The organism is Cryobacterium sp. TMT1-66-1 (assembly GCF_004403435.1).
Classification (GTDB): domain Bacteria; phylum Actinomycetota; class Actinomycetes; order Actinomycetales; family Microbacteriaceae; genus Cryobacterium; species Cryobacterium flavum.
In genome coordinates, this window is record NZ_SOGP01000006.1 from 502,405 (window position 1) to 528,172 (window position 25,768).

Here is a 25,768-nt window from a genome sequence, read left to right on the forward strand (position 1 = left end):
TGAACTAGAAATCGGTGTCGACGACGTCGACGCGAACGCGTCGACCATCGGCCAGAGCTGCAACGAGGGTGCGCAGGGCCTTGGCGGTGCGACCCGCACGACCAATGACCCGGCCGAGATCCTCGGGGTTCACACGAACCTCGAGCACCTCGCCTCTTGCAGAATTCTTTTCTGCAACGTGCACATCGTCCGGGTGATCAACGATCCCCTTGACAAGGTGTTCGAGCGCGGGAGCAAGCAACAGTTACGCCTCTTCGGTTGCTTCTGCAGCGACCTCGGGGGCCTTGGCGACCGGCTTCTCAGCCTTGGGCTTGAGAACCGGCTTCTTCTTCTCGTCAGCGACGAAAGCAGCCTTCGGTTCCTTCACCTTGACGGTGCTCTTGGCGTTCTTGTCGCCCTTGAAGATGCCCCAGTCGCCCGTGAGCTTGAGGAGTGCAGCAACCTGCTCGGTCGGCTGAGCGCCGACGCTGAGCCAGTACTGCGCACGCTCGGACTTGACCTCGATGACAGAGGGCTCCTCCGTGGGGTGGTAGATGCCGATTTCTTCGATGACACGACCGTCGCGCTTGGTGCGCGCGTCGGCAACGACAATGCGGTAGTACGGTGCACGGATCTTGCCCATGCGCTTCAGACGGATTTTGACAGCCACAATTCTCCAGTGTTAATTCGTTGTTTGGCGAACCTTGGGCCGTGAGCGTGGGGGCACACTCGGCATAAGCTCTATAGGATCACGTTGCACCGAGATAGAGGGTCGGGCACAACGGATCGCGACTAATCATTGTGTCAGAGATTGCTGTCATTGTGATAATCGAACCTCAACGGCCGTCACCGGTCCACCCAAGGAGCACCCGTGCCACTCGACTTCGCCCGATCCGCCCGCTCGACCGTGGGCATCGAGTGGGAGGTCGCCCTCGTCGACCGCGAGACCGGCGATCTGGCAAATATCGCCGACCAGGTGCTCGATGCCCTGCGCGGTCCCGACGGTTCGGCCCACCCCACGATCACCGGTGAGCTGCTGCTCAACACGGTCGAGCTGGTGTCCGGCGTGCACGACACCGTCGGCCACGCGGTAGCGGATGTCGCCGGCCAGCTCGGTGAGGTACGTCGCGTTCTGGAAGGTCGCGAGGTGGACGTGATCTGTAGCGGCTCGCATCCGTTTGCGCAGTGGTTTGACCAGACCATCACCGACAAGGCTCGCTATCACAAGCTCATCGACCGCACGCAGTGGTGGGGGCGCAACATGATGATCTGGGGCATTCACGTGCACGTCGGCATCGAGGACAAGGCCAAAGTGATTCCGATCATGCACGGCCTGCTCACCTACGTGCCGCACCTGCAGGCGCTCAGCGCATCGAGCCCGTTCTGGGCCGGCGTCGACACCGGCTACGCGAGCAATCGCTCGCTCATGTTCCAGCAGCTTCCAACCGCCGGCCTGCCGTGGGACCTGCCCGACTGGGACGCCTGGGAGCGTTACGTCGACGACATGGCGGTGACCGGCATCATCGAGGACGTCACCGAGGTGCGCTGGGATATTCGCCCGTCACCGCGCTGGGGCACGATCGAGGTGCGCGTCTGCGATGGAGTCTCCACCGCCGTGGAACTCGCCGCGATCGCCGCGTTCATCCAGTGCCTGGTCGAGTGGATGTCCACCCGCCTCGACCAAGGCGAAGACGTACCGCGCATGCAGCCGTGGTTCGTGCGTGAGAACAAGTGGCGGGCGGCCCGCTATGGGCTGGGCGCCGAGATCATCCTCGATGCAATGGGCGCCGAATGCCTGGTAACGGATGACGTGCGTCGCCTCATCGAGACGCTCTCCCCCACCGCGGAGCGCCTCGGCTGCCTGCCGGAGCTGCTCGGCCTCCACCGCATCGTCGACGACGGCGGCAGCTACCAGCGGCAGCTCGCCGTGGCTGCCACCCACGGCGGCAGCCTGCCCGCGGTCGTTGCGGCGCTCAGCCACGAGCTGGCCGAGGGGCTGGGCCGCTAGAATGGTGCACCATCAACGGGCCGATTCGACCCCTGCGGATCGCGTCCCGGAGAAGACCTGCGCGTCGTGTGGCCGCCGGATCGAGTGGCGCGTGAAGTGGGCGCGCGACTGGGATTCGGTGAAATACTGTTCGGACTCATGCCGTAACCGCGGGGTCACCGCGACCGATCTGCGGTTGGAAGAATCGATTACGACCCTGCTCACTGCCCGGGCACAGGCCGCCACGATCTGTCCGTCCGACGCGGCGAAGGCTGTCGGCAATGAGGAATGGCGCGATCTCATGGAACCGGCCAGGCGAGCCGCCCGCCGCATGGTCTCCCGCGGTGAACTGCAGATCACCCAAGGCGGCGCCGTGGTCGACCCGTCGACAGCGAAAGGCCCGATTCGGCTACGGCGGGTGCGCTAGCGATCACGACGGATAACATTTGGGTAGGGAAGCACGACGAGACGTTTTCGAATGGCGAACGATCCAATCCTGGTCGTACCGCATGCCGCCATCGAAACCTGGCTTCGCACATCGAGGGTCGCGTGGACGTTCGTTCGCGCCTCGTTCTTCCACCAGAACCTCTCCACCACCCACCTGACCGACATCCGTGATCGCGACGAGATCATGGTTCCGGCCGGGCGGGGCGCGACCGCATTCGTCGATCTGGAAGACATCGGCGCGATCGCCGCGGCCGCCCTGCTCGCCCCATCGTCCCACGCCGACACCGACACCGCCGACACGGTGACGGGGAGTGAAGCCCTCACCTACCAGCAGGTTGCCCAGATCTTGACGGACGAACTCGGCCGCCCCATTCGCTATGCACAGACCGGCATCATGCGATACCTCCAACACGCACGCCGCACCCTCGGCATGCCGTGGGGAATGGTTTTATTCACTGCCGCGATCTACACCACCGCCCGCCTCGGCATGGCGGGCGAGCTGACCGACACGGTGCGCGGGGTCCTTGGCCGGGAGCCCATTCGCTTCGCCGAAATCGCCCACCGCGAGCGCGCGGTCTGGAATCCCGCACAGACGACAGCCGCCCTGCCCACCACCTGACAATCCCGACTCTGGCCCTCGTTTCGTCGCGGAATGTCCTGGAACCGCACGCGGAGTTTGCTGATTCACCCGCTGCGGCTGGGAAAATTTCCTGCGCTTGAAGGTTCCGCCAGCTCACCGTTGAGTGCGCGGTGGTCCTGGAGACTCAGGCACCGTGTGCCTCAATCGACACCGGCTGCCATTCGTTCCACGTGGCCAGTCGTGACTCGTAGTCCTTCGTCGCGATGCCCAGGGGCGCCTTGCCGAAGAAGATGCGCAGTGGCGGCTTCTGTGCATCGACGACCTTGAGAATCGCGCCCCTGGTAGCCTCCGGGTCACCGGGATCGTTTGCAGAGGGACGACGCGCCGCCGCCTGTCGCACGGCGGATTCAATTGGCTGACCTACACGGATAACGTTCGACGAGGGCAAAGACTTCCCGCCGGCACGGGGCGTCCGCTGTCGCTCACGCGCTCCGACCGCTTTACTGGTGGCGAACCTACAACGCCCGACGTTGGTCCAGCTTCTGGGCCGAGTCGAATCAGGCGTTCTTGCTGTCGCGCCAGGCCAGCCAGTCGGTCGCCGGGCCGAGATCGTAGTCGGGGCCGGTGATGCCGACCGTGAACAGGCGGGTGCCGAGGTCATAGAGCGTGTTGGCGTCTTCCACCGTGCGCCCCCGCAGTTCCGTGGAGATCTCGATTTCGCTGATATCGCGGCCGACCTCGTCGCACCAGGCGCCGAGCACGCCGAGCTTGTGCTCGAGCACTTCGGGGTTCGAGAACGAGTGCCAGATGTCGGCGTGCTGGGCGACGATGCGGAGGGTTTTCTTCTCGCCGCCACCGCCGATGAGCACCGGGATATCACGGGTGGGCAATGGGTTGAGCTTGGCCCAGCGAGCCTCGATGCGGTTCAGGCTGTCGTCGAGCGCGTTCAGGCGGGTGCCTGGGGTGCCGAACTCGTAGCCGTACTCCTGGTAGTCGCGTTCGAACCAGCCGGCGCCGGTACCGAAGATGAAGCGTCCGCCGCTGATGTGGTCGATCGTGCGGGCCATGTCCGCCTGCAGGTCGGCGTTGCGATAGCTGTTGCAGTTGACCAGGGCACCGAATTCGAGGGTCGTGGTCTGCTCGGCCCAGGCGGCAAGGATGGTCCATGATTCGAAGTGCAGGCCGTCGGGTTCGCCGGTGAGCGGAAAGAAGTGGTCCCAGTTGAAGGCGATGTCGGCGCCGAGCGCCTCCACTTCAGTGAGCGTGTCACGAATTTTGGAGTACTGGGCGTGCTGCGGGGCGATCTGTACGCCCAAGCGCATGCTGCGGTTCGTCTGGTTCGTCGTCGAAGTCATGGTTCAAGCCTAGGACCGGGCCCAGTGCTGGTCGCGACGCCCGGCGCCGAATTCAGCGCGGGTTCCCAGCCTTTCGCGGGCCCACCCTATGGCCACGGGCCCAGTTTATAAGCTGGGCTCGTGGACGGGGCCTGGGCCCCGTCCACGAGCGGATGCTACTACCGGCCGAGCATTTTCTGAAGCGCGGCCATTTCCTCTTCGGTCGGTCCGCCTGCTTTACCCTTGCCGGGCTGGGCGCCGGAGCCGAGGCCGAAGCCGGAACCGACGGCATCCGCTTTGACGGATTCTCCGGTCGGCTTGACGCCCGAGGCGATCGCGGCGTTCTCGGCGGCCCGTTTGGCCGGGTTGCCCGACTTGGAGCCCTTCTTCTTGGCCACCTGCTTGGGCTTGCCGCCGTAGCCGGCGCCGGGGATCGGGCCCATTCCGGGAATGTTGGGCATGCCGCCCTTGGCGACGGTTTTCATCATCTTGGCGGCCTGCTCGAAGCGCTGCACGAGCTGGTTGACCTCGGTGACGCTCGAGCCCGATCCGCGCGCGATGCGCAGGCGGCGGGAGCCGTTGAGCAGCTTCGGCGTGGTGCGCTCGAGCTTGGTCATCGACTGGATGATGGCCTCGGTGCGCACGATCTCGCGCTCGTCGAAGTTTTCGAGCTGCGCCTTCATGGCGCCGGCGCCGGGGAGCATGCTCATCATCTTCTTGATCGAACCCATGTTGCGCAGCTGCTGCATCTGGCCAAGGAAGTCGTCGAGGGTGAAGGTGTCGGTCGCGAATTTCTCGGCGACCTTGCGGGCCTCGTCCTCGTCGAACGCGCCCTGTGCCTGCTCGATCAGGGTGAGGATGTCACCGAGGTCGAGGATACGACCGGCCATGCGGTCGGGGTGGAACGGCTCGAAGTCGTCGAGTCCCTCACCGGTCGAGGCGAACATGATCGGGCGGCCGGTGAGCGACGCGACCGAGAGGGCCGCGCCACCGCGGGCGTCACCGTCGAGCTTGGTCAGCACGACACCGGTGAAGTCGACACCGTCCTGGAAGGCCTTCGCCGTGGCGACGGCGTCCTGGCCGATCATGGCGTCGATGACGAAGAGCACCTCGTCGGGATCGATCGCCTTGCGGATATTTGCGGCCTGCTTCATGAGCTCGGCGTCGACGCCGAGGCGTCCCGCGGTGTCCACGATGACCACGTCGTGCACCTTCTGCAGGGCGTACTTCACGCCGTCGCGGGCCACCTTGACCGGGTCACCGACGCCGTTGCCGGGCTCAGGCGCGTACACGGCGACGCCGGCCTGCTTCGCGACGACTTCCAGCTGCGTGACGGCGTTGGGGCGTTGCAGGTCGGCGGCGACGAGCAGCGGGGTGTGGCCGTCTTTGGCGAGCCACTTGGCGAGCTTGCCGGCGAGGGTAGTCTTACCGGCACCCTGCAGGCCCGCGAGCATGATGATGGTCGGCGGCTTCTTGGCGAATTCGAGCCGACGCTGCTGGCCACCGAGAATCGTGATGAGCTCGTCGTTGACGATCTGCACGACCTGCTGGGCCGGGTTCAGGGCCTTGCTGACCTCGTCGCCGAGGGCGCGTTCGCGCACCTTGCCGGTGAAGTCCTTGACGACCTCGAGGGCCACGTCGGCGTCGAGCAGGGCGCGACGGATCTCGCGGACTGTGCCATCGACATCCGCTGCGCTGAGCTTGCCCTTGGTGCGGAGGTTTTTGAACGTCTCGGCAAGACGATCTGAGAGGTTTCCAAAAGTTGCCATGATGGTGTCAGTTTATCGGCCGAATTGCACTCGGTGCGATCAGGCGCTCGACCGCGCGGATGACGTTGGTGCGGCGGCCCGCCATGGCTGCCGGGTCGGGAATGCCGCCGGGGGCCGGGGAAGCGCCAGGCTCGTGCACCCAGGCCGAGGCGATACCGAAGATGAGCGTCATGAGCTCAACCGGGTCCCACGCAGCGTCGACCCGTCCCGCCTCCTGCGCCAAGCGGATGCGGCGCACCTGCTCGTCGCGATAGCCGAGCATGACTTCGAGGGCCACCGCGCCCCACCCCCGAAAGTGGCTGCTGCTCGCCATCGTGGCGCTCGCCCAGCTCACCGTGGTGCTCGATGGCACGATCGTGAATATCGCGCTCCCCCAAGCGCAGGAAGCGCTCGGCACGAGCGACGGCGACCGCACCTGGGTCGTCACCCTGTACTCGCTCGTGTTCGGCGCCCTTCTGCTGCTCGGCGGGCGCATCGCCGACTTCTGGGGGCGCAAGCGCTCCTTCATCGTGGGCATGGCCGGGTTCGCCATCGCCTCCGCCCTCGGCGGTGCCGCCCAGAGCACCTGGGAGCTACTCGCCGCCCGCGGTCTGCAGGGACTATTCGCCGCGCTGCTCGCACCGGCGTCGCTCGCCCTGCTCACGGTGAACTTTCCCGGCGGCAAGGACCGCATCAAGGCATTCGCCGTCTATGGCGCAATCGCCGGCGGCGGCGCGGCCGTCGGCCTCATTCTCGGCGGCGTGCTGACCGAGTATGCGAGCTGGCGCTGGTGCCTCTACGTGAACGTACCGATCGCCATCGTGGCCATCGCGGCCGCGATCCCGGTCATTGGCGAGAGCAAAGCGCACGGCAACACGCGGTACGACCTGCCGGGGGCTGTTCTCGTGGCACTCGGCCTGGGATCCCTGGTTTTCGGCTTCGCACAGGCTGAGAACGGTTGGGGCACGTGGCCCGTGCTCGTCTGCCTCCCGCTGGGACTGGTGCTGCTGGGACTGTTCGTGCTGGTGGAAAGTCGGAGCAATCATCCGCTGCTGCCGCTTCGCATTATGGCGAACAAGGTGCGCGGCGGCGCCTTTCTCACCGCGCTGCTCTCGGGCGCGGCGCTGCTCGGCGGGCTGCTCTTTCTCACGCTCTACTTTCAGATCGTGCTGGGGTACACACCCATTCAGTCCGGTCTGGCTTCGCTGCCGATGACCGTCACGATCATGATCGGTGCCGGCGTGCTGTCGAAGTTTCTGGCCAGCACCGGAGTGCGCATTCCGATGACGGTCGGACCGGTCGTCGGCGCCGCCGGGCTGGTCTGGATGACGCAGATCACGGTGGGCGGCAACTATGCGTTCGAGGTGCTGCCCGGGCTTATTCTGCTCGGTACCGGCCTCGCGATGATCTTCGTGCCACTGCAGAACGTGGCACTGTCGGGAATCGCCGACCACGACGCCGGGGCTGCCAGCGCGGCCGTGACGGCCATGCAGCAGATCGGCGGATCGCTCGGAACGGCCCTGTTCACCGCGCTGTACACCGCAGCCGTCAGCTCGTATCTGGTCGATAAGGAACCGTCACAGGCCGTGCAACTCGGCGCCTTCGTGAGCGGATACCAGTCCGCCTTCCTGTGGGCGGCCATCATCATCTTCGCGGCGGCGCCGATTGCGTTCTTCCTGGTGCGCCCGCGCAAGGAGGACCTGCTCGGCGCGGGGTCTGCGGTGCACCTGGGGTAGCCGTCCGGGGCTCCGGGGCTCCGGGGCTCCGGGCCCACCTTCCAGCCACGGGCCCAGTTTATAAGCTGGGCCCAGGGACCGGGCCCGGGCCCCGTCCCTGAAGGACCCGGCCATAAAGCACCCGGCCATAAAGCACCCGGCTATAAAGCACCCGGCTATAAAGCACCCGGCTATAAAGCACCTCGTGCAGGGTCAGCTGTCGAGGGCTACCAGAACCGTGTCGCCGTGCACGTCGATCGTCACGACCAGCAGGCCGTCGGTGTCGTCGGGGCTGATGGCGTACTCGAGCACCGCGAAGTGCGCCTCGCTGCCGTTGTGGTGCGGATGAAAGCCGATGCGCTGCAGGCGCAGTGAGCGCAGAAAGTCGATCTGCTGGTCGCCGGAATCCCAGATGATGGCGTTCTCAATCGCCTCCTGGTCCATCTCGTCGAGCTGCTCGGCGATGTATTGGCTGGTCACCGACACCTCAGCCGACAGGTCGGCTACCAGGGACTCGCGCACCTGCGAGTCGAGGTCCTCCATGGCGCCGATCATGGCTGCGGCAATATCAAGAGCCTCGGCGGTCACCGATTCTTCATCGGGCGAATTGAGATCGATTTCGACGCTCTGGTCACCGAGTTCGGCCGACTCCGACCAGTAGACCTCGCCCTCGTCTTCGTCGCCGAGAATTCCGAAGAAATCGTGTTCGATGCTCATATCGCTCCCTTAATATTGTCCATCAGCCGACGAGTTTCTGCGCGAAGACGTGCGGGGTGAACCCGGTGAGGTCGTTGATGCCCTCACCCTGCCCGACGAGTTTGATCGGGATGCCCGTTTTCTCCTGCACGGCCAGCACGAAGCCGCCGCGGGCTGAGCCGTCAAGCTTGGTCAGCACGAGCCCGGTCACTCCGGCATGTTCGATGAACGCCTCGGCCTGGGCGAGTCCGTTCTGACCGGTCGTGGCGTCGAGCACGAGCAGCACCTCGGCGATCGAGCCCTGCTTCTCGACGACGCGGCGAATCTTGGTGAGCTCGTCCATCAGGCCGCCCTTGGTCTGCAACCGCCCGGCGGTGTCGATGAGCACGATTTCGATGCCCTCATTCTTCGCCTTCTCGACGGTTTGAAAGGCGACGGATGCCGGATCCTGCCCGGTCATCTGCGGCTTGACGATTTGCGCACCGGCGCGTTCGGCCCAGGTCGACAGCTGCTCGACCGCGCCGGCGCGGAACGTGTCGGCGGCCCCGATCACGACGCTGCGACCGTAGGTGCCCAGAAACTTGGCGAACTTGCCGATCGTGGTGGTTTTGCCCACGCCGTTCACCCCGACGACCAGCACGATGGCGGGGCGCTCGGAGAGCGTCAGGGTGGAGTCGAGAACCGAGAGCCGCTCTTCGATGCCTTCGCGAAGCATCCGCTGGAGATCTGTCGGGTCTGTCGTGTGGTACTTGGCGACCTTGGCGCGCAAGTCTGCGATGACAGCTTCGGTGACATTCGGGCCGAAGTCGGCCTGCAGCAGGGCATCCTCGAGGTCTTCCCAGGTGTCGGCGTCGATGGTCTTCTTCGCGAACATTCCGCGCAGTGCGCCGGAGAGGGACCAGGGGGTGCGTTCAGCCATGTCCCTAGCCTACGGGGACGGCGACGGCTTGCGCGCGGCGATCGGCTGCCCGGCTAGCGCGCGAAACGTTCCGCGCAACCTGTGTGACGCCGCGTGACAGTGTGTGACAGCACGTGACCGGCTCCCTGCCCCGTATTCGTGCGGCGCAGTAGCGTTGACGTCGTTGCTTCGGATCCCAAAATACCGAGGCGGCACCGCAAACCGAGGGAGTCGACGTGCCGAACGAAACCGAGACGGTGCCCACCGTTGCAGCCGGGGCCGGCAATGCACCAACAGCGACCAAGCTGCCCGCAGCCCGCCCGCCACGGCCCTCAACGCGCCCGAACGGCCAGTGGAAGATCGACGGCACCGAACCGCTCAACGGCAACGAGGTCTGGAAGCAAGTCGACAATGGCCTCGCCGTGCGAGGACGCATCGAACAGATTTACTCCAAGCAGGGTTTCGACTCCATCGACGGCACCGACCTGCACGGCCGTTTTCGCTGGTGGGGCCTGTACACCCAGCGGAAGCCCGGCATTGACGGCGGTAAGACTGCCACTCTCGAACCGGAGGAACTCGAAGACCGCTACTTCATGCTCCGCGTGCGCATCGACGGCGGCCAACTCACCACCGAGCAGACTCGGGTCATCGGCGAGGTCTCGCGCGACTTCGGACGCGATACCGCCGACATCACCGACCGCCAGAACATTCAGCTGCACTGGATCCAGATCGAGGACATGCCCGAAATCTGGCGCCGCCTCGAAGCCGTCGGCCTCGAAACCACCCAGGCCTGCGGCGACGTGCCGCGCGTGTTCCTCGGCTCCCCCGTGGCCGGCATCGCCGCCGACGAGCTGATCGACCCCACCGAGTCGATCAACGAGCTCGCCCGCAAGTACCTCGGCACCGACGAATTCGCCAACCTGCCGCGCAAGTTCAAGACGGCCATCACCGGCCACCCCAGCCAGGACGTCGTACACGAGATCAACGACATCGGCCTGGTCGCCGTCGAACACCCCGAACTCGGTATCGGCTACGACCTCTGGGTCGGCGGCGCGCTCAGCACCACCCCGCGCCTGGCCGAACGCCTCGGCGCGTTCGTCGCCGAAGACAAGGTGTCCGAGGTTTGGCGGGGCGTCGCCTCCATTTTTCGGGACTACGGCTACCGCCGCCTGCGCGGCAAGGCACGCCTCAAGTTTCTGCTGGCCGAGTGGGGAACCGAGAAATTCCGTCGCATTCTCGAAGACGAATATCTCGGCTACACCCTGCCTGACGGCCCCGCCGCGCCCCGCCCCAAGACTCAGGGCGACCACATCGGCGTGCACAAGCAGAAGGACGGCCGCTTTTACATCGGCGTCGCGCCGTTTGTCGGCCGTGTCTCCGGCCAGACCCTCACGAAGCTCGCCGACCTGCTCGAAGCCCATGGCTCGACCCGGCTGCGCACCACGCCGCACCAGAAAATCGTGGTGCTCGACGTCGCTGAACAGCACGTCGAACCGCTGATCGCGGCGCTCGACGAGATCGGCCTCTCGGCCCGCCCGAGCCTGTTCCGCCGCTCTACCGTCGCCTGCACCGGCATTGAATTTTGCAAGCTCGCCATCGTCGAGACCAAGCAGTCCGCAACGGATGCCATTCTCGAGCTGGAAAAGCGGCTCGCCGGAATCGACGCCCCGCACCCGATCACCCTGCACGTGAACGGATGCCCCAACTCCTGCGCCCGCATCCAGATCGCGGACATCGGGCTCAAGGGACAGCTGCTGCCGGATGGCAACGGCGGCTCCACCCCCGGCTTCCAGGTGCACCTCGGCGGCGGACTCGCCTCGGTGGATCGGGACGAAGCCGGCCTCGGTCGCACTGTACGCGGCCTCAAGGTCACCGCGGAGGACCTGGCCGACTACGTCGAACGCCTCGTGCGTCGTTTTCTGGATGCCCGCAGCACGGACGAAACTTTTGCCCAGTGGGCGCACCGCGCCGACGAGGAGGAGCTCAAATGAGCGCCATCAACCTGAACGCGCGCGCCGCGGCATCCGCTGCGCCGGCACGCGAACTTCCCGCGCGCCGCCCGGCCGTCGAGCTGGAGGCCTTGGCCGAAGCCGGCTCGGCCGAACTCGCTGCCGCCGCAACAGCCAACGGCCGCGAGGCCACCGCCGCCGAGGTCGTCGCCTGGGTCGCCCGCAATTTCGGCGCCGACTCCGTGGCTGTCGCCTGCTCCATGGCCGACGCCGTGCTGCCCGAGATCGTGTCGAAGCAGCTGCCGGGCGTCGACGTGCTCTTTCTCGACACCGGCTACCACTTCGCTGAAACCTATGAAACCCGCGACGCGGTCGCCGCCGCCCTGCCGGTCACCGTCGTTGACGTACTGCCGCTCACGACCGTGCCGGAGCAGGATGCCCTGCACGGCGCCGAATTGTTCGCCCGCGACCCCAACGCCTGCTGCGCGATGCGCAAGGTCGAGCCGCTGCAGCGCTCGCTCGGCGGCTACGAGCTGTGGTTCACCGGTGTGCGCCGCGACGAAGCCCCCACCCGCGCCAACACGCCGCTGGTGACTTGGGACGAACGCAACGGCCTGGTCAAGGTCAACCCGGTCGCCGCCTGGAGCTACGACGAGCTGATGGACTACGCCACCCTGAATCACGTTCCGGTTAACGTGCTGCTTTCCCAGGGCTACCCCTCTATTGGATGCGCCCCCTGCACCCAGCCCGTCGCGGCGGGCGCTGACCCCCGTTCCGGCCGCTGGGCCACCCTCGAGAAGACAGAATGCGGGCTCCACCTGTGACGATCACGCCAGTTTCACCACCAGCCCACCGTCTCTCCGAACTCGACGTGCTCGAGAGCGAAGCGATCCACATCATTCGCGAGGTCGTCGCCGAGTTCGAACGCCCCGTGCTCATGTTCAGTGGCGGCAAAGACTCCGTCGTGGTGCTGCACCTGGCCGCTAAGGCGTTCTGGCCGGGCAAGATCCCGTTCACACTGCTGCACGTGGACACCGGCCACAACTTTCCCGAGGTTCTCCAGTTTCGCGACCAGACCGTCGCCGCCCACGGCGTGCGCCTGACGGTCGCCAAGGTGCAGGACTACATCGATGACGGCCGCCTGGTGGAGCGTGCTGACGGCACCCGCAACCCGCTGCAGACCCTGCCGCTGCTCGATGCGATCGCCGCCGGCCGGCACGACGCCGTCTTCGGTGGCGCCCGCCGCGACGAGGACAAGGCCCGCGCCAAGGAGCGCATCCTCTCGCTGCGCGACGAATTCGGCCAGTGGGACCCGCGCAACCAGCGCCCCGAACTGTGGAACCTCTACAACGGACGCCACACCGTCGGCCAGCACGTGCGCGCCTTCCCGATCAGCAACTGGACCGAACTCAACGTCTGGCGTTACATCGAACGCGAGAACATCGAGCTGCCCCCGCTGTACTACGCGCATGAACGCGAGGTCTACCGCCGCGACAACATGTGGCGTTCGGTCAGCCCGGTCAGCCTGCCCCGCGCCGACGAAATCGTCGAGACACGCACGGTGCGGTACCGAACGGTGGGCGATATGAGCTGCACCGGCGCGGTCGATTCGAGTGCGGCATCCGTCGCCGATGTCGTGCGCGAGGTCGGCGTGAGCACAATCACCGAACGAGGCGCCACCCGCGCCGACGACCGCATCTCTGAGGCCGCCATGGAAGACCGCAAGAAGGAAGGATACTTCTAATGAAGAATTCGCTACGTCTGGGCGCTCTCATGCTCGGAACCACCCTTCTTCTAAGCGGATGCGCGACCTCGGTCAGCGCCGAGCCCGCCACCGACCAGGGACCAGCCACCGAACTGCGCCTCGGCTACTTCGACAACGTCACCCACGCCGCCGCGCTCGTGGGCCTGCAGAACGGCTTCTTCGAGGACGCCCTCGGCGATACCACGCTGAGCACCCAGATCTTCAGCGCCGGGCCGTCTGCCGTTGAGGCCCTGAGCGCCGGCGCGATCGACGCCGCCTACATCGGTCCGAGTCCGGCCGTGAACACCTTTGTGCAGAGCGGCGGCCAGTCGGCGGTCATCGTGGCCGGAGCCGCGAGCGGCGGGGCAGCGCTCGTCGTGCGCGACGGCATTGACACCCCGGCCGACCTCGCCGGCACCACCATCGCCACGCCCCAGCTCGGCAACACCCAGGATGTGGCCCTGCGCTCCTGGCTGGGCGACGAGGGTTATGAGACCAGCACGATTGGCGGCGGCGACGTCACCGTCTCACCCGGCGACAATGCGCAAACCCTGACCCTGTTTCAAAGCGGCAAGATCGACGGCGCCTGGCTACCCGAACCGTGGGTGTCCCGGCTCGTCCTGGAAGGCGGCGGCCACGTTCTCGTGAACGAAGCCGACCTGTGGGACAACGGCGACTTTCCGACCACCGTGCTCCTCGTGCGTAAGGCCTTTCTCGAGGAACATCCCGACACCGTGAGCGCCCTGCTCGAGGGGCACGTCACCGCCGTGGACTGGCTCACCCAGAACCCGGCCGACGCCGCAGCCACGATCAACACGAAGCTCAAGGCCGACACCGGCAAGGCACTCGCCGACGACGTTCTGACCCGGGCCCTGACCGAAGTGAAATTCAATGTCGACCCGCTGGCCTCGACCTTTCCGGTCTCGCTCGCCGAAGCGGTCAAGGCCGGCCTCGGCAAGGACGGCGACCTGGACGGCCTGTTCAACGTGGCGCTGCTCAACGCCGTGCTGGTGAAACATGCAGAAGAACCGGTCTCGGCCGGCGGATTGGGAACGGAATAACAAATGACCCTCACCATTGACACCCAAGCGAAAGCCGAAGAAACCGCCGTCGCCGCGCCCGTTGGCACCCTGTTTCGCTTCGCGACGGCCGGTTCGGTCGACGACGGCAAGTCCACCCTGGTGGGCCGCCTGCTGCACGACTCGAAAGCCATCCTCGCCGACCAGCTCGAAGCGGTCACCCGCACCTCCACCGAGCGCGGCTTCGGCGGGATAGGCGGCGGCATCGACTTCGCCCTGCTGACCGACGGCCTGCGCGCCGAACGCGAACAGGGCATCACCATCGACGTGGCCTACCGCTACTTCGCCACGCCCGCTCGGTCCTTCATCCTCGCCGACTGCCCCGGCCACGTGCAGTACACCCGCAACATGGTCACCGGCGCCACCACAGCGGATGCCGTCATCATGCTCATCGACGCCCGTAAGGGGGTGCTCGAGCAGACCCGTCGACACCTCAGCGTCGTCGCCCTGCTTCGCGTGCCGCACGTGATCGTCGCGGTCAACAAGATCGACCTGCTGGACTACAACGAAGTGGCCTACCGTGAGGTGGAGGCATCCGTTCGTCTCGTCACCACCGAACTCGGCCTCGGTTCTGACTCACGTGCAGAAGTTCATGTGATTCCAGTGTCGGCCCTGGTCGGCGACAACGTCGTCGACCGCTCCGAGCGCACCCCCTGGTATGCCGGACCGAGCCTGCTCGAACTGCTCGAAACCCTCACGGTGATCGACGATCTGGACGAGCGCGGCCAAACTACTGAGGCGTTCCGCCTGCCAGTACAGCTCGTGCTGCGGCCTCAGGGCGCGGTCGTCGTCGCCCCCGAGCTCGCCGACTCCTACCGTGACTATCGGGCCTATGCCGGGCAGGTGGCGAGCGGCAGCATCAAGGTCGGCGACACCGTGAGTGTTGAGCCGGGCGGCGGCACCAGCACCGTCACCGGAATCGATTTCGCCGGGGTCGCTCTCGACGAGGCCTTCGCACCGCAATCGGTCGCGCTGCGCCTGGCCGACGACCTCGACATTGCCCGTGGCGCGGTGATTGCCGCCGCCGGCAGCCTGCCGCCGGTGACCCGCACCCTCTCGGCCGACCTGTTCTGGCTCGACCCGCGCCCGCTCGCACCGGGCGCCCGCGTGCTCGTGAAGTTCGGTACGACCGTCATGCAGGCCCTGATCAGCGAGGTCACCGGTCGGCTCGACCTGACGACGCTCGGCGCCCAACCGGCCACGAGCCTGGCCGTGAACGATATCGGGCAGGCGAGCATCCGCTTGTCGCGCGATCTGCCGGTGGAACCCTACGCGCAGAACCGCCGCTCCGGCGCGTTCCTGGTGATTCACCCGCAGGACGGCGCGACCCTCGCGGCCGGCATCGTCACCGCTCCCGGCGAGCCGACGCGTGCGGGCGATGGTTCGGGCGCAGGGTCGGAAGTGTCACCGTGAGTTCGCTCACGAACGTTGCCGTGGCGCCGACTGCCACGGCGCTCGAGCCGGCCGCCATCACGGTCGATGCTCTCGGCAAGCGCTACGGCACCGGCCCGCTCGTGCTCGACAACATCAACCTGTCGATCGAGCCCGGCCAGTTCGTCTGCCTGCTCGGGGCAAGCGGATGCGGCAAGTCCACGCTGCTGAACATCATCGCCGGCCTGGAGAAACCGACCGAGGGCGCCGTCACCGTGGCGAGCGGCAAGGCCGCCGTCATGTTCCAGGACGCAGCACTGTTCCCCTGGCTGACCGCCGGCCGCAACGTTGAACTCGCCCTCAAGCTGGGCGGGGTCCCCCGCAAGGACCGCCGCGGCGAGGCCCTCGAGCTGCTCGACCTGGTCAACCTGGCCGATGCCGCCGACAAGCGCCCGCACGAACTCTCCGGAGGTATGCGGCAGCGCGTTGCGCTGGCCCGTTCGCTGGCACAGGACCGCAAGGTACTACTGATGGACGAACCGTTCGCCGCCCTCGACGCCATCACCCGCGACCTGCTGCACGAGGAACTGGAACGGGTCTGGCGGCAGACCGGCCGCACCATCGTGTTCGTCACCCACAACGTGCGGGAGGCCGCCCGGCTGGGCGAACGCATCCTGCTGATGTCCTCCCGCCCCGGCCGCATCGTCAACGAGTGGACCATCACCGACACCGGCTCACGCCGCATCGAATCCCCCGAAGTCGCCCGGCTGAGCGACGAAATCACCGACCAGTTGCGACAGGAGATCCGCCGCAATGCCGCTTGACACCCGTACCGCAACGGCCCACGACCCGAGCCACGACGAACTGCGTCGCCTCGAAGCCGGACTGGATTCATTGCAGGCCGTCCCCGAAACCCCGCGCGGTGCCGTTCGACGCACCCTCGACGGTGCGCTGCCGCCCATTCTGCTGCTCATCGGACTCGCCCTGGCCTGGCAGGTCTACATTCTCATCGTCAAACCGCGCCCCGACCTGATCCCCGGACCCCTCGATGTGTTCGGCGCCCTGGTGAGCGCCTGGAACAGTGACCGCCTGCAGCTCGCGGTGACGACGAGCCTCGAACGCGGCGGGCTCGGCTTTATCATCGCCGTAGCCATCGGCACCCCGATCGGATTGCTGCTGGCCGAATGCCGACCGGTGCGACGAGCGCTCGGTCCGCTGTTGTCGGGCCTGCAGGTGCTGCCCTCCGTCGCCTGGGTGCCCGCCGCAATCATCTGGTTCGGCCTCAGCGACGCCACCGTGTACTTCGTGATCCTGATGGGCGCTGTGCCCTCCATCGCCAATGGGCTCGTCTCCGGCGTCGACCAGATTCCCCCGCAGCTGCGCCGCGTTGGCACGGTCCTCGGCGCCTCGCGCCTGCAAATGGCGACCCTCGTAGTGCTGCCGGCGGCCCTGCCGGGCTACTTCTCCGGTCTCAAACAGGGCTGGGCCTTTGCCTGGCGCTCCCTCATGGCCGCGGAGATCATCGTGATCGGCGGCGACATCGGGTTCGGTCTCGGGTCGATGCTGCACTTGAGCCGCGAGCTCGCCGACCTGTCCGGCGTACTCGCCACGATCCTGGTGATCCTCTTCGTCGGCATCCTGGTCGAACTCGTCATCTTCGCGCCGATCGAGCGCCGATTGCTGCGTCGCCGCGGACTCATGGCCGCCGGCCTGCGTTGACTTGCGCGCATCCTTTGTCCTTGTCCCTTGTTTGAAAGGCCCGTTATGACCCCCGCTCCCTCTGCCCTGCGCGTTGCCATCATCGGCGCCGGCCCGGCCGGCATCTACGCCGGCAACATTCTCAACCGGCTCGTGCTGGAGGCCGGCCACGAGGTGGCCATCGACCTGTTCGATTCGCTGCCGGCCCCGTACGGTCTGATTCGCTATGGCGTCGCCCCCGATCACCCACGCATCAAGGGCATCGTGAAGTCGCTGCAGGAGATGCTCGACGCAGGCATCATTCGTTTCATCGGCAACGTGACCTACGGCACCGACCTGACCCTGGCCGAGCTGCGCGAGCACTACCACGCGGTCATCTTCGCCACCGGGGCCATTCTCGACGCACCGCTCGTCATTCCCGGCATCGACCTGCCCGGCTCGTTCGGCGCCGCCGACTTCGTCTCCTGGTACGACGGCCACCCCGACGTTCCGCTGGACTGGCCGCTCGACGCGACCGATGTCGCCGTCATCGGCAATGGCAACGTGGCCCTCGACGTGGCGCGCATTCTGGCCAAGCACGCCGACGATCTGCTCACCACCGACATCCCGGCCTCGGTCTACGCCGGGCTGGCCGGCTCGCCGGTCACCGACGTGCACGTGTTCGGCCGCCGCGGGCCGTCGCAGGTGAAATTCACGCCGATCGAGCTGCGCGAGCTCGCCGATATTCCCGATGTCGACCTCATCGTCTACGCCGAGGACTTCGCTCCCGACTCGCACAGCGAGCAGCTCGTCGCGAGCAACAACCAGGTCAAGATCATGACCCGCACGCTGAACGGATGGCTCACCAAGGCTCCGCAGGGCGCCTCACGTCGCCTGCACCTGCACTTTCTGCACGCACCGCTCGAGGTCTACGGCGACGGCCGGGTGGAAGGCATCCGTTTTGAGCGCACCGAACACACCGGAGACGGCGGCGTGCGACCGACCGGCGTCATCGTGGATTACCCGGTGCAGGCCGTATATCGCGCAGTCGGCTACCGCGGTAGCGCCCTCGCCGAGGTGCCGTTCGACGCCGTGCGCGGCGTTATTCCAAACGACGGCGGCCGCGTGCTCGATGCGGCCGGCGAGCCGATCGACGGCCTCTACGCCACCGGGTGGATCAAGCGCGGCCCGATCGGCCTCATTGGACACACCAAGGGTGATGCCTTGGAGACCATCACCCGGCTCGTCGAAGACGTACCGGCGCTCGTCGCTCGCGACCAGGCGTTCGGCTCAGCGGATACGATTCTGGCGCTGCTCGAGGCGCGCGGCGTGGAATACACGACCTGGGCCGGCTGGCGCACCCTCGACGCGCACGAGCAGTTGCTCGGCGCCCAGGATCTGGTCACTCCCGGCCGGGAGCGCGTCAAGGTGATCTCCCGCGCCGAACAGGTTGCCATCTCCCGCACGGAAGCTTTGCTGACACTGTGACCTATGTGATCGCCCTGCCCTGTGTCGATGTGAAAGATCGTGCCTGCATCGACGAATGCCCGGTGGACTGCATTTATGAGGGCGAACGCTCCCTTTATATCCATCCAGACGAGTGCGTCGACTGCGGAGCCTGCGAACCGGTCTGCCCGGTCGAGGCCATCTACTACGAAGACGACCTGCCCGAACAGTGGGCCGACTACTACAAAGCCAACGTCGAATTCTTCGACGACCTCGGCTCCCCGGGAGGCGCCGCCAAGGTCGGCGTGCTCGCCAAGGACCACCCCGTCATCTCCGCACTGCCGCCGCAGGCGTAGGGCGCCCGCATCGGCAATTACGCGCGCATCCGCGGGTCAACCGACCGCAGCATCGGCCCGCTCGTCCGCGCGGGTGCCGACGCGCTGGCCGACGACAGCACTGACGCCGTCCTGCCGCATGCTCACACCGTAGAGGGCATCCGCTATCTCCATGGTGCGTTTCTGGTGCGTGATCACGATGAGCTGGCTGGTCTCTCGCAGGTCTTCGAAGATGGTGAGCAACCGGCCGAGGTTGGCGTCGTCGAGCGCAGCTTCGACCTCGTCCATGATGTAGAACGGGCTCGGACGGGCCTTGAAAATGGCAATCAGCAGCGCGACGGCGGCGAGTGAGCGTTCACCGCCGGAGAGCAGCGACAGCCGTTCGATCTTCTTTCCGGCCGGTTTCACCGACACCTCGATGCCGGACGTGAGCAGGTCGTCGGGGTCGGTGAGCCAGATGCTGCCGCTGCCGCCGGGAAACAGCACCGGGAACACGTCGGCGAAGGCCGCCTGGGTGTCATCGAACGCGGCCGAGAAGATGGTCTGCATCTTCTCGTCGATGTCCGCAATGATGGTGAGCAGGTCGCTGCGGGTTTCCGTGAGGTCGGTGAGCTGCTCGGTGAGAAAGCGGTGCCGCTGCTCGAGCGCCGCGAATTCTTCGAGGGCCAGCGGGTTGACCCGCCCGAGTTGACCGAGCTTGCGTTCGGCGGCCGCGAACCGTTTCTGCTGCTCGGCCCGATCAAAGCGGATGCCGCCGGCCGCGCCGCCAGCGAACGCCAGGCCCTCGCTGCCGCTGCCGATCACGTCGGTGCCATCGGGCGGGATCAGCTGGTCGGGACCATATTCGCCGACGAGCACGTCTTCGGTGAGACCCAGTTCGCTGCCGGCGCGTTCAAGCAGGGCCGCGAGGTGCAGCTTCTTCTCGTAGATCTCGAGTTCGAGTCCGTGCACGTTTTCGGTGATCGAGGCCAGCCGCTCGCGCAACACGTTCTCGCCCTGCCGAAGCTGCTGCAGTTCGGTGTTCTGGCTCGCCCGTTCGGCTTCGGCGCTCGCGAGCTGAATCCGGGCCTCGGCGACGGAGCGGTCGGCCGCGGCGAGCACGGCTGGAAGCGTTTGGGCAACGCGGGAGGCGGCATCCACTTGGCGGCGACGAATGACCGCGCGACGCGCTGCGGCCTCAGCGGCCGTGCGGTCGTCCTCGAGCTGACGGGTGAGTGTTGCGACGCGGTCAGCGCCTGCGCGCACGCGTTCACGGGCGGTTTCCACCTGGAGCCGGTTCTCGACCTCGGTCTCGCGGGCGGCCTCAAGTTCGGTGTACACAGCGTCCCGCACGGTCGCGTTGAGGATGGGCCGTGGCTGGGACCGGGCAGTGTCGAGTGCAGCGGCTGCCCGCGCCGCGACAGCCGCGGCTTCGGTGACGGCCGTGCTCGCGAACTGCAGAGCGGCGGAGACCCGGTCGACGTCGGCGGCGGCGGCATCCGCTTGCACCACGAGTCGTCCGCGACGTTCGGTCACCGTGGCGAGCTGAGTTTCGAAGGCGCGCAGGGCAGCCCGTGCGCTGACCGACTGCTCTTTGTAGGCCTGCAACAGGGTGCGCTGTTCGGAGAACTCACAGCGCACCCGTTCGATCTGCGAGGTGACAGCAGCGAGCCTCTCGGCCGCCACGTCTCGCTCCGCAACGAGTTCGAGCTTGCTCTGTCTGGCGCCGGACCCGCCGCTCACGACCCACGGGCTCAAGACCTCGCCCGCCAGCGTGATGAGCGTGAGACCCTGAGGCAGCTCGGCCGCTCGAGCCACGGCAAGATCGTCGGCGATGACGGTCTGAGCCAGCAGGCCGCGCAGGCCGGCCGGGCCGTCGATGACCGCGTTCGCCCAGCGGATGCCCGACGGCGCACCCAATTCGATGGTCGGCACCGCGCTGTCGTCGCCGTTGGCCACGATCAGCTCAACGCGCCCGAAGTCGTCGTTTTCGGCCTGAACGAGGGCAGCGAGGGCAGCGTCGCGGTTGTCGGCCAGCACGGCATCGGCAAGAGAGCCGAGGGCGGCAGCGATCGCCGCTTCGAACCCTGGCTGCACCCGCACGTGGTCGGCCACGAGGCCACGGATGCCGGCCAGCTTCGCGCCGAGCAACGCCGAGGAGCCGTCTTTCTGATCGAGCGCCAGGGAGAACGCACCCTGCCGTGCCGCCTGGGCGTCCCGTTCCCGCTCATGGCCGTGCAGCTCGTCGCGCAGACGCTCCACCTCGGCCTCAACACCCTGAACCGCAGCCTGCGCCAGCTCGAATGCCGCGGCCAGCTCGCCGGAGTCCGGTTCACCGGCTGGCGCAGCGGACTGCAACTCGTCAAGTTGCAGCTGCGCCTTCACGCTGCGTTCGGTCGCCGCGTCACGGGCATTCTGCTGCCGCAACTGCTCACCACGTACGGCAGCCAGCCGCGATGCTGCCGTCTCGGATTGCCCGGTCAGGTGGGAGATTTCGAGGTCGTGCCGAGAGACGAGTGCTGCCTGGGCTGCAATATCTTCGTCGACCGCGTCGAGCCTCGACCGGGCTGCCGCGCTCTGCACTCGTGAGTCGTCCCAGTCGATTTGAGCCGCGCCAATGCCCGCGCGCAGCTGCTCTACCTCGGCCGCAGCCTCGGTCAGCATGGTGGGAGTGACGCTCGAGACGAGGCCGGTCGACTCGGCCTGCGAACCCAATAATGCCAGCCGCTGGTTGGCCAGGGTGAAGAGCCCGCGTAGTCGTTCCTGCACCGACTCCAGGGCATAGCTGGTGCGGCGTGCCAGGTCGACGACGTCTCCCACCTGGGCGAGCTCGAGCCGCTGCACCCGAGCCTGTTTCTGCGAAAGCTGCTCCTGCAGCACGACCCGCTCGGTGTGGCGTTCACTCTCGGTGCGATTGTGCGCGTCGAGCGCGGTGCGCAGCGTCACGACATCGTCAGCGAGCAGGCGGGCGCGGGCATCTCGCACGACGGCGGCGATGGTCTGAGCCTCCCGCGCGATTTCGGCCTGGTGTCCGAGCGGTTTGAGCTGGCGGCGAATCTCTCCCGCGAGGTCGCTCAACCGGGTGAGGTTGGTCTGCATGGCGTCGAGCTTGCGCAGGGTTTTTTCTTTGCGGCGACGGTGTTTGAGAATGCCGGCGGCCTCTTCGATGAAGCCGCGGCGTTCCTCCGGGGTCGCGCGCAGCACGGCGTCGAGCTGGCCCTGCCCGACGATGACGTGCATCTCGCGGCCGAGGCCGGAGTCGCTGAGCAATTCTTGTACGTCGAGCAGCCGGCAGGTGCGCCCGTTGATGGCGTACTCGCTCGCGCCGTTGCGAAAGAGCGTGCGTGAAATGGTGACTTCGGAGTAATCGATCGGCAGGGCGCCGTCGCTGTTGTCGATGGTGAGGATGACCTCGGCCCGGCCGAGCGGACCGCGGGTCGACGTGCCGGCGAAGATGACGTCTTCCATCTTGCCGCCGCGCAGGGTTTTCACGCCCTGTTCCCCCATCACCCAGGCGAGAGCATCGACGACGTTGGACTTGCCCGACCCGTTCGGACCGACGACGCAGGTAACGCCTTGCTCAAAGGCGAACGTCGTCGGCTGGGCGAACGACTTGAACCCCTTGAGGGTGAGGCTCTTCAGATACAACGTGAGACCCTTCCGGTCGGTCGCGGCGAGTACTGGTCTCGGGGCTGATTCAACGGTACCGTGCCCCACCGACACTGGCCGGGACATCCGCTCGTGCCCGGTGTGGCGTACCCAACTGCGGAGAATCCCTGGAACACAGCATCCTTTCCGGTGATTTCGGGTCGCAAAGCGAAAATCGCCGCGGTTCTGCACGAATCGACCGCACGCACCCGAGTGGGTCGCACTACTCTGGCGTAGCATGAGCGACTTCTCGATCGATGAACTCATCATTCCGGCAACACCGAACGCGCCCAGCTGGCCGGATTTTGAGGCGGCCACCCGGGTACGCAACATCACCGAGGCCGAGGGCTTCGGCACGAACGACCTGCAATACTCGGCGGCCGGGCTGCTTCCCGGGTGGCTCAACACGAAATATGACCCCAAACGCATGTTCGTAGCACGCGTCGGCGGTGCTGTCGTCGGCCGGGCCGCCTATGAGACCTTGCAGGGCCCGAACGACGATCATGCCTGGCTGATCGCACAGGTACTGCCGGCCTGGCGCAATCGCGGCATCGACACCGCCCTCGCCGATCGCGTCGAGCTGCTCGCCGCCACCGAGAATCGGCACGAACTGATCGTCTACACGGTGTCAGCGGATGCCCGGGTGAACGCCTGACCGCCCCGACCGGCTTCGGGTCGGTCCCGCTCGGTAACTCCGAAGTGCGATTTCTCCTCGCCCACGGCTACCGGCTCGAGCAGGTGGAACGCGGTAGCCGACTCGTGCTGCCCGCCGACGAGAGCGTGATCCGCCGCTTCCGAGCGGATGCCGCGGCGGACGCCGGCCGCGACTACACCGTGCACTGCTGGAGTGAGGCGACTCCCCCGCCCTGGCGCGACGATCTCGCTCTGCTCTATACGCGCATGAGCACGGATGCCCCTACCGCCGGCCTCGAAGAGCCCGAAGATGTCTGGAGCATCGAGCGGCTGGTCCACGAGGAGACTTCCCGCGTCGGCAGCCCGCGTCGAATGCTCACCGCGGCCGCGCTGCACGAGCCGATCGGTCACCTGGTCGCGTTCACCCAGCTGTCGGTGCCAGCCGAAAGTGACCGCTCCGTCGGCCAGGAGGACACGCTCGTGCTGCGCGAGCATCGTGGGCACCGCCTGGGCATGCTGCTGAAAACAGCGAATCTGGAGTATCTCGCGCAGGAGAGCCCCGGGCATCCGTCGGTGACGACATTCAACGTTGAAGAGAACCGGCACATGCTGGCCGTCAACGAGGCGCTCGGTTTTGTACCGATGGGTTACGAGGGCGCCTGGAAACGCGTCGTGCCTCCGCCGGAACCGTCGACCCCCCCCCGTTTGAGGCAGTGCTAGCCTTGCGGTTTCAGTCTGAGGGGGTTCTGGTGATTGTACTTACACGGATGAAAGCGATAGGTCCGGTGTCATACCTGGTCGTCGGGATGCTCGCGGCGATCGTCGGGCTGCTGCCTTGGCTGATCACCGGAATGCACCTTCCCATTCAAAATTTGTGGGCCGTCGACTCCGTTCCGGAGGACATGCCGATCGCCCTGCTGCCGTTCAGTCAGTACACCATCACCCTCATTGTCGCCCTGATCGTGACCGGGTCAGCGCTGGCCGGCGGCTTCGCTCGGTTGACGCGCGCGCAGCACCCCCGATTCGCATTCGCCGCGATCATGATCGGAGTGCTGCTCGTGCAGGTCCTTGCCATCATGCAGACCGCAGTCACAGTCGCCAGCGGCCTCGCGGAGAGCCCGGCCGCGAAGGTCTACCTGCTCGCTCTGACCATCGGAACCATTGCTGCCAACGTGATCGGACTGCTTATTCTGGTGCTCATCGCCCGAGCGCCTGCCGCCGGTGCGATGGTGGGCGTGAGCCTGGCCGCTGTCACGGTCAGTGTCTGGCTGGGCGCGCTCATCGCGCATCCGTTCGACTTTGACGTATCGCAAACGGGCAGGGCCCTGCTGAGCGCCACCCGATGGGTTCCGGCCGTCATCGTGGGGCTCGCCGTGGCGTGGTGCGGCCTGGCAACGATTGGCCGGGTGGCTGCGGCGATCGTCAGTTTTCTTGCCCTCTGGATCGGACCTGCGCTGTTCACGGCAGTCAGCGCCGCCGTGGGAACTCGTGTGCTCGCTGCCTACCCGGCTGAAATGCTCGATTACGGCGTGCAGGTTTTCTTCAGCGCGCTGGGTGTGAAGGGCGGATCCGCCGCGCTCCTGATCCCAGCGGTCATCGTGATGGTTCTCGGCCTGACTGTGCGCTGGGCGCTGAAGCGACGGCGCCTCCAGGCCGCTCTGGCCTAACGCCCCGGCGACCGCTCCAGCAATACCATCACGCGACCTCGATTGGTTCAGAGCTCACCCGAACTCGTAGAAGATCAATTCGTCGGACCGGGACACTTCTGTGAACCCGGCTTTCACGAGGACTCGTTGCGATGCATAGTTTTTGAGGTCAGTGTCTGCCTTGATCTGCACGGCTCCATTCCTCAACGCACACTGAGTCGTGGCGCTGACGGCCTCGGTGGCGAGCCCTCGTCCCCGAACAGATTCCACCAGGCCGTAGCCGATTTCAACCGAACCTTTCACGTCGGGAGGGCCAAAGAACCCGATGCCGCCCACCGCGACATCGCCGTCGTTGATTCGGATTATGTAGAGCGTGAAGATCGCTTCGCCCTCGCGGGATTCGGCGAGGGCTCGGAGTGGATTCAACTCATCGTCCAACGGATAGTCCGCATGCCAGACATCGTCGGGTTGAGGCTTTCGGTCAACAATGCGCTGAGCCTCCCACGGAGTCAGGGGATGCAGCGTCAACCGATCTGTAACGATATCCATGACCGAAGATTGGCAGAGCTGACACCCAGATGCCATTCTCGGGCGGGATACTACGGTCGCGCGGGGGCTGCGCCGCTGCGCGGGAGGTGGAACTCGCACGCAATGGCGCAGGTCCAGCGCGACGCGTTGCGCTGGAGTTCTGGCTAGGCCCGAACTCCCGCGAACTGGCGCAGTCCCCGCGCAGCGCGACGGGGCTCATCCGCTCTGGCGCCGTAGGTCCCGCGCAGCGCGCAGCGCCGAAGGTCCCGCGCAGCGCGCGGCGCCGAAGGTCCCGCGCAGCGCGCGGCGCCGAAGGTCCCGCGCAGCGCGCGGCGGTCGAACGGATGCC

26 protein-coding genes and 1 pseudogene are annotated in these 25,768 nt (G+C 66.5%); 17 read left to right on the plus strand and 10 right to left on the minus strand.

Translation table 11 applies throughout. From position 1 onward, the window contains the following. Positions 1–4: 4 nt before the first annotated feature. Together E3T29_RS04875 and rpsP are read right to left on the minus strand one after the other, a co-directional pair. On the minus strand, positions 5–241 hold the full coding sequence (locus tag E3T29_RS04875; RefSeq protein WP_092108900.1) for an RNA-binding protein: 237 nt from the start codon (positions 239–241) through the stop codon (positions 5–7). 3 nt (positions 242–244) lie between these two features. After that, positions 245–649: a 30S ribosomal protein S16 gene (rpsP, locus tag E3T29_RS04880; RefSeq protein WP_092341199.1), complete on the minus strand. Its 405-nt coding sequence runs from the start codon at positions 647–649 to the stop codon at positions 245–247. Between the two features lie 201 nt (positions 650–850). Here rpsP and E3T29_RS04885 point away from each other — a divergent pair, with 201 nt between their 5' ends. From E3T29_RS04885 to E3T29_RS04895, 4 genes and pseudogenes are all read left to right on the plus strand, one after another. Continuing rightward, positions 851–1,987, plus strand: a complete 1,137-nt coding sequence (locus E3T29_RS04885; protein WP_134344343.1) for a glutamate--cysteine ligase — start codon at positions 851–853, stop codon at positions 1,985–1,987. 1 nt (position 1,988) lies between these two features. After that, positions 1,989–2,123: pseudogene (locus tag E3T29_RS20105) on the plus strand (DUF2256 domain-containing protein); the annotation flags it as partial. Between the two features lie 39 nt (positions 2,124–2,162). Beyond that, positions 2,163–2,393, plus strand: a complete 231-nt coding sequence (locus tag E3T29_RS20110) for a DUF3253 domain-containing protein (protein WP_241987650.1) — start codon at positions 2,163–2,165, stop codon at positions 2,391–2,393. 51 nt (positions 2,394–2,444) lie between these two features. Further along, a complete protein-coding gene (locus tag E3T29_RS04895) occupies positions 2,445–3,032 on the plus strand; it encodes an NmrA family NAD(P)-binding protein (RefSeq protein ID WP_134344347.1) in 588 nt (195 codons plus the stop codon). 145 nt (positions 3,033–3,177) lie between these two features. Here E3T29_RS04895 and E3T29_RS04900 read toward each other — a convergent pair whose 3' ends face one another. From E3T29_RS04900 to E3T29_RS04915, 4 genes are all read right to left on the minus strand, one after another. Next, complete coding sequence (locus tag E3T29_RS04900; RefSeq protein ID WP_198417712.1) at positions 3,178–3,393, minus strand: hypothetical protein; 216 nt, start codon at positions 3,391–3,393, stop codon at positions 3,178–3,180. Between the two features lie 157 nt (positions 3,394–3,550). Then, a complete protein-coding gene (locus tag E3T29_RS04905; RefSeq protein WP_134344349.1) occupies positions 3,551–4,348 on the minus strand; it encodes an LLM class F420-dependent oxidoreductase in 798 nt (265 codons plus the stop codon). A gap of 158 nt (positions 4,349–4,506) precedes the next feature. Continuing rightward, positions 4,507–6,096, minus strand: coding sequence for a signal recognition particle protein (gene ffh / locus E3T29_RS04910; RefSeq protein ID WP_134344351.1), 1,590 nt, complete (start codon positions 6,094–6,096; stop codon positions 4,507–4,509). 7 nt (positions 6,097–6,103) lie between these two features. After that, complete coding sequence (locus E3T29_RS04915) at positions 6,104–6,373, minus strand: hypothetical protein (RefSeq protein ID WP_134344353.1); 270 nt, start codon at positions 6,371–6,373, stop codon at positions 6,104–6,106. On the opposite strand from E3T29_RS04915, the gene E3T29_RS04920 reads away from it, so the two are divergent. Further along, on the plus strand, positions 6,357–7,811 hold the full coding sequence (locus tag E3T29_RS04920; protein ID WP_134344355.1) for an MFS transporter: 1,455 nt from the start codon (positions 6,357–6,359) through the stop codon (positions 7,809–7,811). The two genes, E3T29_RS04915 and E3T29_RS04920, sit on opposite strands and share 17 nt — an antisense overlap. A 192-nt stretch (positions 7,812–8,003) precedes the next feature. Here the strand turns inward: E3T29_RS04920 and E3T29_RS04925 are convergent, their stop codons facing one another. Both E3T29_RS04925 and ftsY read right to left on the minus strand, forming a co-directional pair. Beyond that, the gene (locus tag E3T29_RS04925) at positions 8,004–8,507 is read right to left on the minus strand and encodes a DUF2004 domain-containing protein (RefSeq protein ID WP_134344357.1); all 504 of its coding nucleotides are present in this window, start codon (positions 8,505–8,507) and stop codon (positions 8,004–8,006) included. A 22-nt stretch (positions 8,508–8,529) separates the two neighbouring features. After that, on the minus strand, positions 8,530–9,405 hold the full coding sequence (ftsY, locus tag E3T29_RS04930) for a signal recognition particle-docking protein FtsY (RefSeq protein WP_092341210.1): 876 nt from the start codon (positions 9,403–9,405) through the stop codon (positions 8,530–8,532). A gap of 236 nt (positions 9,406–9,641) precedes the next feature. On the opposite strand from ftsY, the gene E3T29_RS04935 reads away from it, so the two are divergent. Genes E3T29_RS04935 through fdxA form a run of 9 tightly spaced genes read left to right on the plus strand, consistent with a single transcriptional unit; the run spans position 9,642 to position 19,006 of the window. Next, a complete protein-coding gene (locus E3T29_RS04935; protein ID WP_134344461.1) occupies positions 9,642–11,375 on the plus strand; it encodes a nitrite/sulfite reductase in 1,734 nt (577 codons plus the stop codon). Continuing rightward, positions 11,372–12,157 carry a phosphoadenylyl-sulfate reductase gene (locus E3T29_RS04940; RefSeq protein WP_134344359.1) on the plus strand — a complete coding sequence of 262 codons (786 nt, stop codon included), beginning with the start codon at positions 11,372–11,374 and terminating at the stop codon, positions 12,155–12,157. Before E3T29_RS04935 ends, E3T29_RS04940 begins: the two co-directional genes overlap by 4 nt. Then, the gene (gene cysD / locus E3T29_RS04945; RefSeq protein WP_134344360.1) at positions 12,139–13,077 is read left to right on the plus strand and encodes a sulfate adenylyltransferase subunit CysD; all 939 of its coding nucleotides are present in this window, start codon (positions 12,139–12,141) and stop codon (positions 13,075–13,077) included. Before E3T29_RS04940 ends, cysD begins: the two co-directional genes overlap by 19 nt. Continuing rightward, on the plus strand, positions 13,077–14,138 hold the full coding sequence (locus E3T29_RS04950) for an ABC transporter substrate-binding protein (RefSeq protein WP_134344362.1): 1,062 nt from the start codon (positions 13,077–13,079) through the stop codon (positions 14,136–14,138). The genes cysD and E3T29_RS04950 overlap by 1 nt, the downstream gene beginning before the upstream one ends. Positions 14,139–14,141: 3 nt before the next feature. Then, positions 14,142–15,569: a sulfate adenylyltransferase subunit 1 gene (locus tag E3T29_RS04955; RefSeq protein ID WP_134344364.1), complete on the plus strand. Its 1,428-nt coding sequence runs from the start codon at positions 14,142–14,144 to the stop codon at positions 15,567–15,569. After that, the gene (locus E3T29_RS04960; RefSeq protein ID WP_241987639.1) at positions 15,566–16,351 is read left to right on the plus strand and encodes an ABC transporter ATP-binding protein; all 786 of its coding nucleotides are present in this window, start codon (positions 15,566–15,568) and stop codon (positions 16,349–16,351) included. Before E3T29_RS04955 ends, E3T29_RS04960 begins: the two co-directional genes overlap by 4 nt. Further along, positions 16,341–17,246 carry an ABC transporter permease gene (locus E3T29_RS04965; RefSeq protein ID WP_134344366.1) on the plus strand — a complete coding sequence of 302 codons (906 nt, stop codon included), beginning with the start codon at positions 16,341–16,343 and terminating at the stop codon, positions 17,244–17,246. The genes E3T29_RS04960 and E3T29_RS04965 overlap by 11 nt, the downstream gene beginning before the upstream one ends. Positions 17,247–17,291: 45 nt before the next feature. Beyond that, on the plus strand, positions 17,292–18,692 hold the full coding sequence (locus tag E3T29_RS04970) for an FAD-dependent oxidoreductase (RefSeq protein WP_134344368.1): 1,401 nt from the start codon (positions 17,292–17,294) through the stop codon (positions 18,690–18,692). Further along, positions 18,689–19,006, plus strand: a complete 318-nt coding sequence (gene fdxA, locus E3T29_RS04975) for a ferredoxin (RefSeq protein ID WP_092341217.1) — start codon at positions 18,689–18,691, stop codon at positions 19,004–19,006. Before E3T29_RS04970 ends, fdxA begins: the two co-directional genes overlap by 4 nt. Before the next feature lie 36 nt (positions 19,007–19,042). Here the strand turns inward: fdxA and smc are convergent, their stop codons facing one another. Then, the gene (gene smc / locus E3T29_RS04980) at positions 19,043–22,612 is read right to left on the minus strand and encodes a chromosome segregation protein SMC (RefSeq protein WP_134344369.1); all 3,570 of its coding nucleotides are present in this window, start codon (positions 22,610–22,612) and stop codon (positions 19,043–19,045) included. Between the two features lie 238 nt (positions 22,613–22,850). Between smc and E3T29_RS04985 the strand changes: the two genes are divergently transcribed. The 3 genes from E3T29_RS04985 to E3T29_RS04995 are packed head-to-tail and all read left to right on the plus strand — an operon-like array spanning position 22,851 to position 24,912. Further along, on the plus strand, positions 22,851–23,267 hold the full coding sequence (locus tag E3T29_RS04985; protein WP_134344371.1) for a GNAT family N-acetyltransferase: 417 nt from the start codon (positions 22,851–22,853) through the stop codon (positions 23,265–23,267). A 44-nt stretch (positions 23,268–23,311) separates the two neighbouring features. Then, positions 23,312–23,965 (plus strand): hypothetical protein, encoded by a 654-nt coding sequence (locus E3T29_RS04990; protein WP_134344373.1) that lies wholly within the window; start codon positions 23,312–23,314, stop codon positions 23,963–23,965. Between the two features lie 29 nt (positions 23,966–23,994). Next, positions 23,995–24,912, plus strand: a complete 918-nt coding sequence (locus tag E3T29_RS04995) for a hypothetical protein (protein WP_134344375.1) — start codon at positions 23,995–23,997, stop codon at positions 24,910–24,912. 54 nt (positions 24,913–24,966) lie between these two features. On the opposite strand, the gene E3T29_RS05000 is transcribed toward E3T29_RS04995, so the two are convergent. Continuing rightward, positions 24,967–25,440 (minus strand): GNAT family N-acetyltransferase, encoded by a 474-nt coding sequence (locus E3T29_RS05000; protein ID WP_134344377.1) that lies wholly within the window; start codon positions 25,438–25,440, stop codon positions 24,967–24,969. Positions 25,441–25,768 lie beyond the last annotated feature (328 nt).

Bases quoted from the DNA above. Each gene is read 5' to 3' on its own strand.
- E3T29_RS04955 (WP_134344364.1), top strand. From the start codon at position 14,142: ATGACCCTCACCATTGACACCCAAGCGAAAGCCGAAGAAACCGCCGTC.
- ffh (WP_134344351.1), bottom strand. From the start codon at position 6,096: ATGGCAACTTTTGGAAACCTCTCAGATCGTCTTGCCGAGACGTTCAAA.
- E3T29_RS04985 (WP_134344371.1), top strand. From the start codon at position 22,851: ATGAGCGACTTCTCGATCGATGAACTCATCATTCCGGCAACACCGAAC.
- E3T29_RS04965 (WP_134344366.1), top strand. From the start codon at position 16,341: ATGCCGCTTGACACCCGTACCGCAACGGCCCACGACCCGAGCCACGAC.
- E3T29_RS04950 (WP_134344362.1), top strand. From the start codon at position 13,077: ATGAAGAATTCGCTACGTCTGGGCGCTCTCATGCTCGGAACCACCCTT.
- ftsY (WP_092341210.1), bottom strand. From the start codon at position 9,405: ATGGCTGAACGCACCCCCTGGTCCCTCTCCGGCGCACTGCGCGGAATG.
- E3T29_RS04970 (WP_134344368.1), top strand. From the start codon at position 17,292: ATGACCCCCGCTCCCTCTGCCCTGCGCGTTGCCATCATCGGCGCCGGC.
- E3T29_RS04905 (WP_134344349.1), bottom strand. From the start codon at position 4,348: ATGACTTCGACGACGAACCAGACGAACCGCAGCATGCGCTTGGGCGTA.
- E3T29_RS05000 (WP_134344377.1), bottom strand. From the start codon at position 25,440: ATGGATATCGTTACAGATCGGTTGACGCTGCATCCCCTGACTCCGTGG.
- E3T29_RS04940 (WP_134344359.1), top strand. From the start codon at position 11,372: ATGAGCGCCATCAACCTGAACGCGCGCGCCGCGGCATCCGCTGCGCCG.
- cysD (WP_134344360.1), top strand. From the start codon at position 12,139: ATGCGGGCTCCACCTGTGACGATCACGCCAGTTTCACCACCAGCCCAC.
- E3T29_RS04920 (WP_134344355.1), top strand. From the start codon at position 6,357: ATGACTTCGAGGGCCACCGCGCCCCACCCCCGAAAGTGGCTGCTGCTC.
- E3T29_RS04925 (WP_134344357.1), bottom strand. From the start codon at position 8,507: ATGAGCATCGAACACGATTTCTTCGGAATTCTCGGCGACGAAGACGAG.
- E3T29_RS04895 (WP_134344347.1), top strand. From the start codon at position 2,445: ATGGCGAACGATCCAATCCTGGTCGTACCGCATGCCGCCATCGAAACC.